The 15,116-nt window shown below is 63.7% G+C and carries 11 protein-coding genes and 1 pseudogene; 8 read left to right on the forward strand and 4 right to left on the reverse strand.

Going from position 1 to position 15,116, the window contains the following annotated elements; all coding sequences use genetic code 11:
• Nucleotides 1-123: 123 nt before the first annotated feature.
• From LVJ94_29880 to LVJ94_29905, 6 genes are all read left to right on the forward strand, one after another.
• Complete coding sequence (locus tag LVJ94_29880) at nt 124-1,473, forward strand: SWIM zinc finger domain-containing protein (GenBank protein ID WXB01116.1); 1,350 nt, start codon at nt 124-126, stop codon at nt 1,471-1,473.
• A gap of 6 nt (nt 1,474-1,479) precedes the next feature.
• Nucleotides 1,480-2,985, forward strand: a complete 1,506-nt coding sequence (locus LVJ94_29885; GenBank protein WXB01117.1) for a DUF5691 domain-containing protein — start codon at nt 1,480-1,482, stop codon at nt 2,983-2,985.
• A complete protein-coding gene (locus LVJ94_29890; protein WXB01118.1) occupies nt 2,982-4,067 on the forward strand; it encodes an AAA family ATPase in 1,086 nt (361 codons plus the stop codon). Before LVJ94_29885 ends, LVJ94_29890 begins: the two co-directional genes overlap by 4 nt.
• On the forward strand, nt 4,064-6,277 hold the full coding sequence (locus LVJ94_29895) for a DUF5682 family protein (GenBank protein WXB01119.1): 2,214 nt from the start codon (nt 4,064-4,066) through the stop codon (nt 6,275-6,277). Before LVJ94_29890 ends, LVJ94_29895 begins: the two co-directional genes overlap by 4 nt.
• Entirely contained in the window at nt 6,274-7,416 is a 1,143-nt protein-coding gene (locus LVJ94_29900) for a VWA domain-containing protein (protein WXB01120.1), read from the forward strand. The genes LVJ94_29895 and LVJ94_29900 overlap by 4 nt, the downstream gene beginning before the upstream one ends.
• Before the next feature lie 78 nt (nt 7,417-7,494).
• On the forward strand, nt 7,495-7,986 hold the full coding sequence (locus LVJ94_29905; GenBank protein WXB01121.1) for a VOC family protein: 492 nt from the start codon (nt 7,495-7,497) through the stop codon (nt 7,984-7,986).
• A gap of 182 nt (nt 7,987-8,168) precedes the next feature.
• Here LVJ94_29905 and LVJ94_29910 read toward each other — a convergent pair whose 3' ends face one another.
• Complete coding sequence (locus LVJ94_29910; protein ID WXB01122.1) at nt 8,169-9,443, reverse strand: glycoside hydrolase family 88 protein; 1,275 nt, start codon at nt 9,441-9,443, stop codon at nt 8,169-8,171.
• Nucleotides 9,444-9,733: 290 nt separating this feature from the next.
• On the opposite strand from LVJ94_29910, the gene LVJ94_29915 reads away from it, so the two are divergent.
• Nucleotides 9,734-11,233: a glycosyl hydrolase family 28 protein gene (locus tag LVJ94_29915; GenBank protein ID WXB01123.1), complete on the forward strand. Its 1,500-nt coding sequence runs from the start codon at nt 9,734-9,736 to the stop codon at nt 11,231-11,233.
• A gap of 413 nt (nt 11,234-11,646) precedes the next feature.
• A complete protein-coding gene (locus LVJ94_29920) occupies nt 11,647-13,317 on the forward strand; it encodes a hypothetical protein (GenBank protein ID WXB01124.1) in 1,671 nt (556 codons plus the stop codon).
• Between the two features lie 125 nt (nt 13,318-13,442).
• On the opposite strand, the pseudogene LVJ94_29925 reads toward LVJ94_29920, so the two are convergent.
• The 3 genes and pseudogenes from LVJ94_29925 to LVJ94_29935 all read right to left on the reverse strand — a co-directional run bounded on the left by LVJ94_29925 (nt 13,443) and on the right by LVJ94_29935 (nt 15,009).
• A pseudogene (locus LVJ94_29925) lies at nt 13,443-14,042 on the reverse strand (lytic polysaccharide monooxygenase).
• A gap of 171 nt (nt 14,043-14,213) precedes the next feature.
• Nucleotides 14,214-14,567, reverse strand: coding sequence for a metalloregulator ArsR/SmtB family transcription factor (locus LVJ94_29930; protein WXB01125.1), 354 nt, complete (start codon nt 14,565-14,567; stop codon nt 14,214-14,216).
• Nucleotides 14,545-15,009 (reverse strand): SRPBCC family protein, encoded by a 465-nt coding sequence (locus LVJ94_29935; protein WXB01126.1) that lies wholly within the window; start codon nt 15,007-15,009, stop codon nt 14,545-14,547. The genes LVJ94_29930 and LVJ94_29935 overlap by 23 nt, the downstream gene beginning before the upstream one ends.
• Nucleotides 15,010-15,116 lie beyond the last annotated feature (107 nt).

Here is a 15,116-nt window from a genome sequence, read left to right on the forward strand (position 1 = left end):
CCCCGGGCGCCCCTTCTTTTCATCGAGGTTTCTGCAAGCAAATTCGAACCGAATGCGTGCATACTGCACGTATACCGACGCTTTTCTGCAACCTGATCTAGTCTCCTACCTCCACCGTTCGCGATGAATTTGAACATCGAACAAGTGCTGGCGTTGGCCCCGGACTCCAATGCCGCTTCGGCGGGGCGGAAGCTCGGCGTTGCGGCGTCGTGGAAGGGCCTCGCACGCACGGAGCGCGCCTTGTGGGGCGAATGCCAAGGAAGTGCGCTTTACCGGGTCTGTGTGGACCCCGACACGATGGCGTCCACGTGCTCGTGCCCGAGTCGGAAATTTCCCTGCAAGCATGCGCTGGGGCTGATGCTTCTGGCGGCGAGTTCACTGGGCGCGTTTGCAACGGGGACGGCGCCGCCGGCGTGGGTGCTCGAATGGGTGGAACGACGGGCGGCGACCGCGGAGCGGAAAAAGGAGAAAGAAGCCGAGCCCGCGAAGGCACCGGATCCCGCCGAGCAAGCCAAACGCGCCGAACGGCGGCGTCAACGCGTCGTGAAAGGTATCGAAGGGCTCGAGCTGTGGATGGGGGATTTGATCCGGCAAGGTCTCGCGCAGGTGGAGGACCGGCCCGCGGCGTTCTGGGAGGCACAGGCCGCACGGCTCGTCGACGCGCAGGCGCCGGGGCTCGCGTCGAAGGTGCGCCGGCTCGGTCGTTATGTGGGCAACCATCCGCAGTGGCCTGCGCGATTGCTCGGTGAATTGGGGCGCATCGCCCTTTTGACGCACGCGTTCCGGCGGATCGACCAGCTGCCGCCCCCTCTGCAGGCCGATGTGCGGCAGCTCATCGGATGGTCGCTTCCGCATGAAGAGGTGCTGGCGTCGGGCGAGGCGGTTCAGGACGCGTGGCTCGTCGCCGGGCAATCGCTGTTCGACGAAGAGCGCTTTCGCGTGCAGCGCAATTGGCTGGTGGGCACGCACACCGGAAGGGTGGCGCTGTTTCTGCAATTTGCCGCAGGCACCGCGGCCTTCCCGGAGAACATGATGCCCGGCACCGTGTTCGATGCGGAGTTGGTCTATCGACCCAGCGCCTTTCCGCAGCGGGCGCTCCTCCGTACGGATCCCGCCAAGGCGAGGACGCCGCGCGCCTGGTCGGAGCGGCTGCCCGGCTTCGATCGCACCGAGAGCTTTCGCATTTGGTACGCCGAGGCGCTGGCCCTGCAGCCCTGGCTCGAGCGAACCTTTGCGTGCTTGCGCGGCGTGACCCCCATTCGCACCGGCACCGCCTGCATCGTCCGCGACGCGGAGGGCGGGTCCCTGCCGCTCGCGCGCGCCGATGCGTGGACCTTGTTTGCGCTGTCGGGCGGGGAGCCCATCGATCTGGCGGCCGAGTGGAACGGCGAGGCGCTCACCCCCGTCGCGGTGGTGAGCGCGGGCGAATACCATGTCATTCCCGCCGGCGCCGAAGACGAGGAGGACGCGTAAGTGCACATGGATCCGCTCACCCGCTGGGCCGTGATCGGCACCTCGCGGCAAGAACGGCTCGACGAAACCGCCGAGCCGCTCGATGCACTGGCCGCGGGCGTGTTGGCCAAGCTCGGCGATGCCCCTGCCCCGCAGCGCATCCTGCTCGCCGCAGGTACGCGCGCCGTGGCCACCATCGCGGGTGCGCCCGCCACGAACACCGCGGATCCCTTCCCGCCCGCGCCGGCCGAAACGCGACCCGCGTGCTCGGCCAAGGCAACGCGGCTGCTCGAGGACATCCTGCGCGAAGGGCAAAAAGAGCTGCTTCTCGAGGCCCTGGCGCTGCTCGATCGCGCGGGCCTGCGCCTTCCGCACGCGGTGCTTCCGGGGGCGCTGGGGGCCCGCGGTGAGGTGCTTCGCACGGCCGCGCGGCGCGTGCTCGGGGAACGGGGCCCGTGGTTGGCCCGCATGAACCCCGCGTGGGAATGGGCCACGGCGCCCGCGGATGCACCGGACATGGCGGTCCTCGAGCGCGCGTGGCTCGAAGGGGCCTCGCCCGGCCGCCGCGATGCCCTCGCGCGGGCCCGCGCCGTCGATCCCGCCCGCGCACGCGCGTGGCTCGAGGCCTCGTGGTCCTCGGAAAAGGCCGACGAACGCGCCGCGTTCCTCACCGTCCTCGCCACGGGCATCTCCGACGACGACGAGGCCTTCGTCTCGGCCCAATTGCGCGACCGTGCCTCCGCGGTGCGGGACGCCGCGCAGGCCTTGCTCCCGCGCCTCGTTCGCAGTGCCTTCGTGGCACGCATGATCGCGCGCACCGACGCGGTCCTTCATTTCACCGGTGGGACGCTGTCCGTGCGTTCGCCCGAGAACACCGACCCGGACGCCGCACGGGATGGCCTCTCGGCGCGCCCGCCGCAGGGCGTGGGTGCCCTTTCCTTTTGGCTCTCGCGCGCACTCTCTGCAATTCCGCCGTCGCACTGGCGCACCCGTTTCGAGACCGACGCCGCCACCTTGGTGCACGCCGCCGAAAAGACCGATTGGGCCGGCGCCCTCTGCGAAGGGTGGACGAAGGCCGCGCTCCTGCGCGAAGATCCCGAGTGGCTCGCCGCCCTCTGGGAATTTTGGCAACGTTGCGACGAAAAGGTTGCCATCGCACCGATTGCCAATGCCATGCTCGTCCAGATCCTGCAGCGTCTCCCGCCCGCGGAGGCCGCGTTGCGGGTCGAGCCGCTCTTCGGCGACGGCCCCACGCGCATCCACTTGAGCATGGCCCTCTGCGCCTTGGCCGCGCCCTGGCCCGAGTCCATCGGCCTTCGTTACATCACCGCGCTCGAACGCGAGATCCACACCACGTCGCTGCGCACCCAGGCCATGATGGCCTCCCTGCGGGATGCCGCCCTGGCCCTCCCCCACGCCGTGCTGCCTCGCGCACTCCAAGTGCTCGAGGGCGCCCCGCTGACACCGCAGCTCATTTCGTTCATGGAAGTCCTTCGCGTCCGCCACGAACTCGTCCAGGAGATTCACCCGTGAGCTCACCCGCCGTACTCCGTCATCACGCCGAACAGCAATTCTCCGAGGAGCTCGCGGAGCTCTCCAAGGCCGACGGCATGCAACGGCCGCCCAACTGGAAGCTCTCGCCTTGGGCGGTGCGCACGTACCTCTGCGGAGGCACCCTCCCGAACGGATTTCAGATCAGCGCAAAGTACATTGGCAACGTGCGCCTCATCGAAATCGCCGTCGCCACCTTGGCCACGGATCGCGCGCTGCTCTTGTACGGCGTCCCGGGCACCGCGAAATCATGGGTGAGCGAGCATCTGGCCGCGGCCATTGCGGGCGACTCCACCTTGCTCGTCCAAGGAACCGCGGGCACCGACGAAGGCGCCCTCCGATACGGATGGAACTACGCGCGGCTTTTGGCCGAGGGTCCCTCGGAGGGGGCGCTGGTGGTGAGCCCCATGCTGCGCGCCATGAAGGACGGAAAAATCGCGCGCGTGGAGGAGCTGACCCGCATCCCCAACGACGTGCAAGACACCTTGATTACCATTCTATCGGAAAAGACATTGCCGATTCACGAGTTGTCGAGCGAGGTGCAGGCGCGCAAAGGATTCAACGTGATTGCCACGTCGAACAACCGCGACAAAGGCATCAACGAGCTCTCCAGCGCCCTTACGCGGCGCTTCAACACTGTCGTGCTCCCCGTGCCGGACACCCTGGAGCAAGAGGTCGAGATCGTCCAAAAGCGCGTCGCCGAATTGGGCCGCGCCCTGGAGCTTCCCGCGGAGAAACCGGCCATCGACGAGATTCGTCGCGTCGTCACGATTTTTCGCGAGCTGCGCGAGGGCGTGACCAGCGACGGTGCCACCAAGGTGAAATCACCCTCGGGCACCTTGTCGACGGCGGAGGCCATTTCCGTGGTCAACGGCGGCCTGGCCATGGCCGGATATTACGGCGACGGCGTCATGCGCGGCGGCGATCTCGCGGCGGGCCTCACCGGCGCCATCGTGCGCGATCCGGTGCAGGACCGGCTGGTGTGGCTCGAGTACTTGAAGACCGTCGTCAAGGAACGCGAGGGCTGGAAAGACCTTTACCGCGCTTGCATGAGCATCGTGTGAGCATCCACGTCTTCGGCATTCGGCACCATGGCCCGGGCAGCGCGCGCAGTGTGCGGCGTGCGCTGGAGGAGCTCGCGCCGGACATCGTTCTCGTCGAGGGCCCGCCCGACGCGCAATCGCAATTGCCGATGATCACGCACGCGGCAATGAAGCCGCCGGTGGCGCTGCTCGTCTATGCGAGCGACTCACCGAGTCAGGCGGTGTTTTATCCCTTCGCCACGTTCTCGCCGGAGTGGCAAGCGCTGTCTTTTGCGCTCGAGCGGGGCATCCCCGCGCGGTTCATGGATCTTCCGCTCTCGCACCAATTGAAGACGGAAGACAAAGAGGAAAACGAAGAAAAAGAGCTCCACGAGGACCCGCTGGGGACCTTGGCACGCGCCGCGGGGTACACCGATCGCGAGCTCTGGTGGGAGCACCAAATCGAACAGCGAAGCGATGCGCGCGGCATGTTCGAGGCCATCCTGGAGGCGATGACCGCGATCCGGGCGCACGCACTGTTTCCAGCGCCGCACACGCGCGAGGCGCAGCGCGAAGCGTACATGCGAAAGACGCTGCGGGCGGCGACGAAAGAGGGATTTCAGCGCATCGCCGTCGTGTGCGGCGCCTGGCACGGGCCGGCGCTGGTGGCACCCTCGAGCGCGAAATCCGACGACGCGATCCTCAAGGGATTGTCCAAGACGAAAACCGAGGCCACCTGGATCCCGTGGACCTATTCGCGGCTGTCGTACCGCAGCGGCTATGGCGCGGGCATCGCCTCGCCCGGGTGGTACGGGCATCTCTGGCAATCGGGCGGACACCCCGGGCAGGCCTCGTTCACTTGGGTCGCGCAGATTGCGCGGCTGCTTCGCGATGCAGGCATCGATGCGCCGTCGGCGAGCGTCATCGAGACGGTGCGCCTGGCCGATGCCCTCGCGTCGCTGCGCGTGCTATCCATGCCGGGATTGGCCGAGCTCACCGATGCGACGCTCTCGGTGCTCTGCCACGGCGATGCCGCGCCGATGAACCTGATTCGCACCAAGTTGGAAATCGGCGAATCCATGGGCGAGGTGCCCGAGGAATCGGCCGCCGTACCGCTTCAGCGCGATCTCGCGGCGGCGCAAAAGCGATTGCGCCTCAAGCCCATTGCCGATCCCAAGCCGCTCGAACTCGACTTGCGCAATGAGCACGACCGCGCCAAAAGCCGCCTTTTGCATCGATTGAACCTGTTGGGTATTCCCTGGGGGCGTCTGCAAGAGGTGGGTGCGGGCAAGACGGGTACGTTTCACGAGCATTGGACCCTGGCCTGGGATCCGGAGCTCACCCTCGCGCTCATCGAGGCGAACATCCACGGGAACACCATCGAATCGGCGGCAACGTCGAAGTCGGCCGAGGATGCGCGCAGCGCCAACCTGGCCCAGCTCACCGCGCTGCTCGATGCGACCATCCTGAGCGAGCTCCCCGAGGCCACGGATCGCGTGCTCGAGCGGCTGCAGGAGCGCGCGGCGCTTTCAGCGGACGTCTTTTCGCTGATGGACGCGTTTCCGCCGCTGGCCCGGGCCATCCGTTATGGCAACGTGCGGCAGACGCGCACGGAGCATCTCGATTCCATCGCGAATGGCCTTTTCGAGCGCATCGCGGTGGGCCTTCTGCCCGGGTGCGCGTCGCTGGACGATGACGCCGCCGGGCGGGCGCGCGAGGCCATCGGGCGCGTTCACGAGAGCGTGGCCCTGCTCGATCGGGCCGATCTGGCCGGCGAGTGGACGGTGGTGCTGCAGGCGCTGCTCGGCCGCGGCGAGATCCATGGGCTGGTGCGCGGCAGCGCGTGCAGATTGTTGCTCGAGCAGCGAACCATCGAAGCGCCCGAGCTCGAGCGATTGGCGCGCCTGGCGCTTTCGCCGGTCGTCCCACCTGCCGCGGCAGCGTCGTGGGTCGAGGGGCTTCTGCGGGGCAGCGCACTTTTGCTTCTCTCTCACGACGGCCTTTGGGACGCGCTCGATGCGTGGATCGCCTCGCTCTCCGAGGAGGCCTTCGTGGAGATGCTTCCGTTGGTGCGGCGCGGCTTTTCGAACTTCGGCGCGGCCGAGCGGCGCCGCATCGGCGAGCGCGTGAAAAACGTCGGACGCGGTCCCCAGGCCCGCATGGCGGCGAGCACGGAACCGGCCCTCGACATTGGACGCGCCGCGCAAGTTTATCCGGTTCTTTCGCAGATCCTCGGCGTGGAGATCCCATGAGCGACGACGACCGATTGCGGCGCTGGCGACTGGCGCTCGGCGCCGAGACGAACGAGACGCTCGGCCCCTTGAACAACGAGGACCTGGGCATGGACCGCGTGCTCCAGGCTTTGTACGACAGCGATCGCCGGGGAGGGCTCGGCAGCTCGTCGCCCAATGTGGCTCGCTGGCTCGGGGATATCCGCACCTATTTTCCGTCCTCCGTCGTGCGCGTGATGCAAGGCGACGCCCTTTCGCGGCTGCATCTGACGCAGATGCTCCTGGAGCCAGAAACCTTGGAGGCGGTGGACGCCGACGTGCACCTGGTGGCCACGTTGCTTTCGCTGAGCCGGGTCATCCCGGCGAAGACCAAGGACACGGCCCGCGGCGTGGTGGCCAAGGTCGTGGCGGATCTGGAGCGCAAACTGCGCGAGCCGATGCTCCAGGCCGTGCGCGGTAGTCTGAACAAAGCGACCCGCGCGCGCCGGCCGCGCGTGTCGGAAATCGATTGGGACCGCACCATCCGCAAGAACCTGGGCACGTACCTCCCCGAGCGGCGCACGTTGGTTCCCGAGCACCTCGTCGGGCACGGGCGCAAGCGCTCCAGCCTGCGCGACATCGTTCTCTGCGTCGATCAAAGCGGCTCGATGGCCGCCTCCGTGGTGTACGCGAGCATTTTTGGCGCCGTTCTGGCGTCGCTCCGTGCCGTCACGACCCGCATGGTCGTCTTCGACACCGCCGTCGCCGATCTAAGCGAGCAGCTCGACGATCCCGTGGATTTGCTCTTCGGCACGCAGCTCGGCGGGGGCACGGACATCCACCAGGCCCTCACCTATTGCCAGCGCATCATCACGCGCCCCGCCGACACGATTCTCGTGTTGATTACGGATCTGTTCGAGGGCGGCAACGCGGAAGAAATGATGAACCGCGCCGCGTCCCTGGTGCAAGGCGGCGTCAACGTCATTTGCCTCCTCGCCTTGACCGACAAGGGCACCCCCGCCTACGAGCCAAACCACGCCGCCCACTTCGCGAAGCTCGGAATCCCGACGTTCGCATGCACCCCGGATCTCTTCCCCGACTTGATGGCCGCCGCCATCGCCCGCTCGGACCTGAACGCCTGGGCTGCCCGCCACGACATCGTCGCGGCGCGTGGAACCTGAGGGCGCTAAAAAAAATTCGCGGAGCATGTCGAGGCGGCCCCACCTCGTACGACGTACTTCCAAACGAGGAGGTCACCCATGGCAGCGAAACAGTCCGCAAAAATCTTTCCATTTCTATGGTACGCCAAAGAAGCGGAAGAGGCAGCCAAGTACTATGCGTCCATCTTCCCCAATTCGCGTGTCGATCGCGTCTACGCCATGCAGAGCGACTCGCCCAGCGGCCCGCCGGGCTCGGTCAAGGTCGTGGACTTCACGCTTTTCGGCCAGCGCTTTCAAGCCATGACCGCCGGCCCGCACCACGAGTTCAACGACGCCATCTCGATGGTCGTGCTGTGCGACGACCAGGCGGAGCTCGACCGCTATTGGACGGCCCTGCTCGAAGGTGGCGGCAAGGAGCAGGCCTGTGGCTGGATCACCGACCGATTCGGCGTCCGCTGGCAAATCGTTCCCGCCGTCATGGACGAGCTCATGGCCGACACGGACAAGGTCCGCTCCAAGCGCGTCTCCGACGCCATGCTCAAAATGATCAAACTCGACATCGCCACCCTGCAGAAGGCCCACCGCGGCTGAGTTTCGACTCGATTGAGAGAATAGAGGGAATTCACAGGAAGACGGGAAGGCGGGAAGATTTTTGGGGGGTCAATCGGCCCATGGCGCCAATGGCAACCCAAAAAAACTGCTTCTCTTTCCTTCCCGTCTTCCCGTCTTCCTGTTCAAATCCTCTTCGACGCGAACGTGGTTGTTACACGCGCTTAGTGGCACTCACGTAGCATCTGCTGATACCGAAGCAGCGCTTCCAAGAAGTAGTAATCGCCATAGATCAGCGCGATATCGATCTCGGCTGGGTTATTTGCCCGCCACAGGGCTGGGTAGTTGCCCGTACCGTGGACGAGCAAACCTTGGTTCGTGCCGTCCGAGCGGTATGAGCGGTAGAGCGCGTTCAAGATGCGCTCCGCGGCAACGCGATAGGCCAAGTAGCGCGCGAATCCGCCGCGCTGGGTGCGTTCGAACTGCGCCAATTCGATGAGGCCCGCTGCGGCGATGGCGGCGGCGGACGAGTCCTTTTGCGTGTATTGGGCGGGGGCCTGGAAGTCCCAGTTGGGAACCCAATCTTTCTTCACGTGGTCGATGAAATAGTCGGCCACCTTTTCCGCCGTTTCCAGGAAGCGCCCATCCTTGGTGAAACGATACGTCATGGTAAAGCCGTAGATGGCCCAGGCTTCACCGCGTGCCCACGTGCTCTCGTTTTCGTAGCCCTGAAAGGTGATGCGCTTGATGACGTTGCCGGTAGCCGGATCGTAATCCACCACGTGGTACGTGCCACCGTCGGGGCGGACGTGATCCTGGCGCGTGCGCAACGCGTGGCTCACCGCCATGTCGTAGTGCTTCGGATTGCCTCCGTGGGAGGCCGACCAGAAGAGGAGCTCTAGGTTCATCATGTTGTCGACGATGACCGGAAAGGTCCAATTCTGCGGAATGGCCCAACTCCACGACTGCGTCGAGCCCACCACCGGATTGAAGCGCGAGGCCAGGGAGTCCGCGCTTCGCCGCAAAATGGGCTCGTAGCGCGGATCGGGCGCGAGGCGCAGCGCATTGCCGAAGCTCGGCATCATTTCGAAGCCGATATCGTGGTCGGCATTGTTGTTTTGCACGTATTCCAGCTCGTTGGTCCACTTATCCGCCTGCTCGCGCCAATACGGATCGCGCGTGTACTCGTAGGTGAGCCAAAGGGTGCCGGGAAAGAAGCCCACGCGCCAATCGGGGAAGCGCGGTTTCGGCAATGTCCGCGTCAGCCATTTGCCGAACGTCGGTTCCGTCTTTCGATTGTCGGTGAACACGGGAAAGGCCCCGACGGGCGTGGTCGCCACGGTATTGGCCAATTGCCTCTCCGCATCGTCGAACGCCTTGTCGATCTCGCGCTCCCCGAACGGCCGAATGGTGTCGGGGATGGATTGTCCCGCCGCATGGGACGGGACGGGCACCAGCGCCACGAGGGAAATACCAACTAAGACAGCTGCTCTCGTCATTGAACCCATGGAGATCGACTCACGTTTCTGCCCCGGACATGAGAGCTCATCGCACGCACACACCAGAGCCGTTCAAGAATGTTTCTTGACAATACAACCCACCAATTCCATGCTCTCAAGCCAAGTGGTCAGGCCACCTTACCACTCCACGAAGTAAAGACACCGGTGTCATCCGTCCGATTGTAAGGCTGACACCGAGCAAGTGCATCGCATATCTTCATAACACAATCGATGTCGAAATGACTCTTTTTGGCACGCGCGCGCGCGGTGCATAGGGAGGAGGTCTGACGATGAGCAAACAATGGCTCACGAAGTCGGTAATGGCAATCGTCGTGTTGCTGGGGGTCGACGCCATGCCCCGAGAAAGTGCCTCGGCGCCCGTAGCCACGTTCAGCGTTCGCGATTACGGCGCCATGGGCAATGGATCAGCGAACGACTCGGCGGCGATCAACAAGACGATCGACGCGGCGAGTCGTGCCGGCGGCGGCATCGTGCTCTTTCCGTCAGGCACGTACAAATCGAGCAATACGATCCACTTGAAGAGCAACATTACGGTGCACGTCGAGGCGGGGGCCACCATCCTCGGGTCGAGCGCGGATACGTACGATCCGCCGGAAGCCAACGAGTACGACGAGTACCAGGATTACGGACACAGCCACTTTCACAATGCCATGTTCTATGGCGACAAACTGAAAAACATCGCCTTTACGGGCACCGGCACCATCGACGGCGGCGGAAATCTCATCACGGGCAACCCCAAATCGGGCGAGGCGGACAAGATCCTTTCGCTGACCCGCTGCGATGGCCTGACCGTGAACACGTTGCGATTCCGGCGCGGCGGGCACTTCGCCATCCTCACGAACAATTGCAACAACATCACGTCGGACCATTTGATCATCGACACGGCCAGCGATCGCGACGGTTGGAACATCATCAGCGCGCAGAACGTGACCATCACCAACGCCAACTTCGCGGCCAACGACGACGCCCTCGCGTTCAAGAGCGATTACGCATTGGGTGCGAAGCTACCCAACGGGCACGTCACGGTGACCGACTCGGCGTTCTCCGCGGGGTGTTGCAATGCCATCATGTTCGGCTCCGAAACGTGCGGTGACTTCACCGACTACAAGTTCGAGCGCATCACCATCACCGGCGCGGGCAAGTCCGGCCTGGGCATGGTGTCCATGGATGGCGCCAACATCACCGATGTGCACTACCGCGACATCACCATGACCGGCACCAAGTCGCACATCATGCAGAAGGTGGGCACGCGAAAGCGCTGCGGCAACAATCCGGGGGTGGGCCACATCAGCGGCATCACCTACGAAAACATCACGGGAAGCTACGCCGGCACCGGGGCCTTCAGTCCCACCATCTGGGGTGAGGCGGACGGAAATCAGATCAGCGACGTGACCTTCACCAACGTGAACCTGGAGGTCCCCGGCGGCAACGGTACCATGGGCACCGGCGTGCCGAGCAACGATCCCAAGAATTACAATCCGAACAGCATTGGAACGCGCCCGTCGTACGGCTGGTACGTGCACAATGCCCACCACATTACGTGGCTCGACAGCGAAGTTCACTTCAAGAACAACGACGGCCGGCCGGGCGTCCTCGCCAACAATGGCAGCTTCCTGCGCTTCGACAAACTCATCGACGAGCGCGGAACGAATAGCCCCTACGACGTCGGATTTCAAAGCGTCGCCGGCTATTGTGTGACCAATAGCCAAAACACCAAAGGTGGTGCCCTTCGCGTCAACACGACCGGTTCGACGCAAAGCTGCCCCTAAGGGATTGAACAGAAAGAGAATTGAACAGGGAGGCGGGGAGTTTTTGAGGGTTTCCAGTTTGCCCCATTGGGCCAACTAAAACCCCACAATAGCCTTCTGCGCTGCACCCCGCCGGTTCCCTCCCCGCCTCCCTGTAATTCTTCTAATCGGAAGGGACGTCCGAGTCGCACGGCGCTTGTCGCGAATCTGCCAATAACGACTAAGATGGCAATTCGTGCCGGATGAACATCGCGCGAACGTAGCGTTCGAGCCCTGATACCGCAGGGCGCGCCATGAAGTAACATTTTCATGTTGAGTATCTTTTTCCTGAGCGAATGGCCTCCTCGATCCAGTAGGAGGGGAAACATCCTTCGTCCAAGGGGAGAAAGAAAAACATGACTAGGCCGGGTTGCGCGCGAAGTAGGAATCCGCACTTGAAGGGACGTCTCGCGGTCGTGTGGTTGGCCGCGACGACGGGCGTCATCGCATGCGGGAACGATTCAACGGATCGACCGAGCGCGGGCAGCGTTGCCGTTCAGGCGCTCACTCCGAACGTTGCGGGTGTGTGCAGTGGTGACTTCACCGTGCATTCCCTCGCAGAGCTCACCGCGTTGTCTCGATGCGAGGAAATCACGGGAAGCCTGGAGATTCAGGCGGAGGCCAACATCGTCGATTTCGGCCCTCTGGAGCATTTGCGGCGCATCGGGGGCGATTTCATGGCCACGCACGCGGAGTCGTTTCGCGGCCTCACGGCATTGAAGGCCGTCGGCGGCGATCTGAGCTTCAGGGACATTGGCACGGGCGGGCGCCTCGAGGGCCCTTCCGCCCTCGAAACCGTCGGCGGGGAGTTCTCCTTTTATCAGATATCGGCGACCGAATGGATCGGGCCCAGCACGTTGACCCGTGCCGACGCCCTGACCATTTACGGATCATCGATCCTTCGCCACATCGGCGGATTCTCGTCGCTTCGCGAGCTCGAGACCCTCACCGTCACGTCTCACGCCCAGCTCACCGCGTTCGATGACATGCCGAACCTCACCACGGTCGACGCGGTGAACTTCGACCAGAACGACGCGCTCGAGACCCTGTCGGGCTTCGACGGCGTGCGCGAGGTGGGCTCGCTCGGATTCAGCCTCAACAAGGCGCTGACCAACGTTTCGGCGTTCTCTCAGGTGACCGAGGTCCGCGACTTGTTTTTCGGTCACTGCCCCCATCTCGCCACCGTGGGGCTGCCCCACCTCGAGTCGATCGAGGGCAGCCTGTCGCTTCTCTACCTACCCGAGCTGACGTCCCTCGACTGGTTGCGGAACGTGACGTCGATCGGAGAGGACTTGTCCCTCTGGGGCGATCTTGGAGTCCGCGATTTGCACGGACTGGAGGGAATCACCTCGGTCGAGAGGTTTTTTACCATCCAATACGGCAATCTGCAGCGGCTCACGGGGCTCCGTAACCTGCGCCAGGCGGGCGGACTTCATATCATCCAGAACAAAGACCTCGAGAGCCTGCGCGACCTCGAATCGTTTCGGGAGAATACCCGGTCGGGGTACGACGGGATTCATATCGACGGGAACCTAGCTCTCACGGAGATTGGAGGCCTGGACCGGCTCGTCGACGCAGGAGGACGGATCGATATCGTCGACAATCCCAAGCTGACACGCCTCCATGGGCTGCACGGCATTCGAGCGGCGGACGTCCTGAACGTCTGGGGAAATCCCGCGCTCACCCAGCTCGATGGCCTCGATTCGCTCGAACACATCGCGGGTTTCGTCCGGGTCGAAGGCAACGCGCTCTCGTCCGTCGACGAGCTCGAGAAGCTCACCCGCATCGACGGTGAGTTGAAGATTGATTCGGAGCCGTCCCTCCTGCATTTGGATGGCTTCCACGCACTGCAGGCGATTGGCGGTGAGCTGCACATCAACAACAACCGCGCCCTCGCCCGGCTCGACGCGTTGAAGGGACTCCTCTCACTCGGTGGCAATTTGGAGGTGACCAACAATGCCACCTTGCCACCGTGCCAGCCGGAACGTCTCGTGACCGAGCTTCGAGCACGAGGCTACCAAGGCCAGGTCACACTCCGCGACAATGGGGGCGGGACCTGCCCCTGACGCGATTGTACGGATTGGATTTTACGAGAAAGGCGGGAAGGCCGGGAAGGTTCGAGGTTTCAGATCCGCGCTGTTTACAATCAAATCCTTCCCGTCTTCCCGTCTTCCTGTGATTCTCTCTTTCAGAAAATGACGTCCGAGCAGCTGTAGAAGGCCTCGGGGCTGTCCGAGCGCTGCCAGATCGCGTAGATGATGTGCCGCCCACTCTTGCCCGAGGGCGTCCGCGCAGGGATCTGGTAAGCGCCGTTCGAGAGCGCGGGGTCGGTGACCGTGTGAAAACGCTCCAAATCGGCCCAGCGCAGTGGCTGCGACGGATTGTAGCCATTTCGGGTCACGTACAATTCGAACGCGCCGCGGTGCGGCGCCGTGGCCTTGTAGCGGAATGTATACGACGCGTTGGAAGGCAGGTTGGTCGCCGGCCAATCGGAGCGCGCGAGATCGAAGCCCTTGTACTTGTCCCGCCCGGCGCTGCACAATTTCCCGTCGGGGATTAGACCTCGGTGGTTGCCGGCCGCGTTGGGGATATTCACTTCGTTCCAATCGTAGGCCGCCTGCGTTCCACCCAATGCAATGGCGGCCTTGCAGGCGGCCGATTTCGGGCTTTCGGGGTTCTCGAGGCGGCACCCGTAAACGCGGCTGAGCGGTGCCTCCATCGAACCGTGCGCATAGGCGTCCGCTGCGACAATCGTTGCTGCGAAAATCGGTGCACCAATGAGAAGAGCCAATTTGACGACATTGCCTTGTATGGTCATGAGCGCCCTCCGGATGGGCGCCCTGCCGAGCAATGAGAATACCAACTCCAAATTCGTCAAATGATCGAAATTAAATTAGATGATATGCATCATTCGATCATGGTCGTCCCGCGATCCAGTGATCGCAACAGTCCGGTGCATCCGTTACCTTTCGACGAAAGCCTTCAGGCGGCCAAGTGCCTCGTCCCAGCGTCGCGAGATGCGCTCGAGATCTTGCTTCGCTTGTTCGAGACCTTCGGGCTGAAGCTCCCAGATCCGCTCGCGGCCATCGCGGGTGCCGCGAACGAGGCCTGAATCCTCGAGGACCTGGAGGTGCTTCGTCACGGCTTGACGCGTCACGCCGGAACCGGCGGTCAAACGCGCAATGGACATGGGACCGTCCGAGCTCAGACGGCCCACCAGCCGCATGCGCATGGGATCGCCCAGGGCCGCGAAGACGGCGGCCGACGCTTCGAGCTTTTGTTCCCCCGAGCGACTAGCGCGTTCGAGCGGCGACATAGCGTTCGATGTTGTCCATCTGCTGGGTCCATCCGCCTTCGTTCATCTGATAGGCCTTGGCGCGCCGCGCCGCCGGAATGGAGTCGAAGCCGGATTCCACGACGGTGAGCAGGACGCCCCCTTCCTGTTCCTCGAGGCGAAACTCGACGAGCGTCTTCGATTCGGAGTCGTAGTTCATGGTCGCCTCCATGGAATACGGTACCCACCGATACGAGAAAAGCTGCTCGGGCTCGAGCCGCTCGATGGTCATCATGGGCGCAATCGGTTCGTTCTTGGAGAAGCGCCCTTCGATACGTGCACCCACAACGAATTTCCCCTTCTCGGTCAACTCGACCTCGAACCAGGTGCCAAACTCCTCGGCCGTCGTGAGCGCGTTCCACACCCGGGAGCGGGGTGCGCGCAGCAGAACCTTTTTTTCGATGCGATCCGTCGTCGTTGTCATGTCATCCTCCGCAAAGAGCAACCTAATGGTTGCATTACCACCGTCAGAAGGACGCGCAACCAAAAAGTTGCATGTCGTACGAGAAGCGGGCGAGACGAGACCGCACG

This window comes from Sorangiineae bacterium MSr11367, from assembly GCA_037157805.1.
GTDB classification, from domain to species: domain Bacteria; phylum Myxococcota_A; class Polyangia; order Polyangiales; family Polyangiaceae; genus Pendulispora; species Pendulispora rubella.

Bases quoted from the DNA above. Each gene is read 5' to 3' on its own strand.
- LVJ94_29880 (WXB01116.1), top strand. From the start codon at position 124: ATGAATTTGAACATCGAACAAGTGCTGGCGTTGGCCCCGGACTCCAAT.
- LVJ94_29885 (WXB01117.1), top strand. From the start codon at position 1,480: ATGGATCCGCTCACCCGCTGGGCCGTGATCGGCACCTCGCGGCAAGAA.
- LVJ94_29900 (WXB01120.1), top strand. From the start codon at position 6,274: ATGAGCGACGACGACCGATTGCGGCGCTGGCGACTGGCGCTCGGCGCC.
- LVJ94_29905 (WXB01121.1), top strand. From the start codon at position 7,495: ATGGCAGCGAAACAGTCCGCAAAAATCTTTCCATTTCTATGGTACGCC.
- LVJ94_29910 (WXB01122.1), bottom strand. From the start codon at position 9,443: ATGACGAGAGCAGCTGTCTTAGTTGGTATTTCCCTCGTGGCGCTGGTG.
- LVJ94_29915 (WXB01123.1), top strand. From the start codon at position 9,734: ATGAGCAAACAATGGCTCACGAAGTCGGTAATGGCAATCGTCGTGTTG.
- LVJ94_29930 (WXB01125.1), bottom strand. From the start codon at position 14,567: ATGTCGCCGCTCGAACGCGCTAGTCGCTCGGGGGAACAAAAGCTCGAA.
- LVJ94_29935 (WXB01126.1), bottom strand. From the start codon at position 15,009: ATGACAACGACGACGGATCGCATCGAAAAAAAGGTTCTGCTGCGCGCA.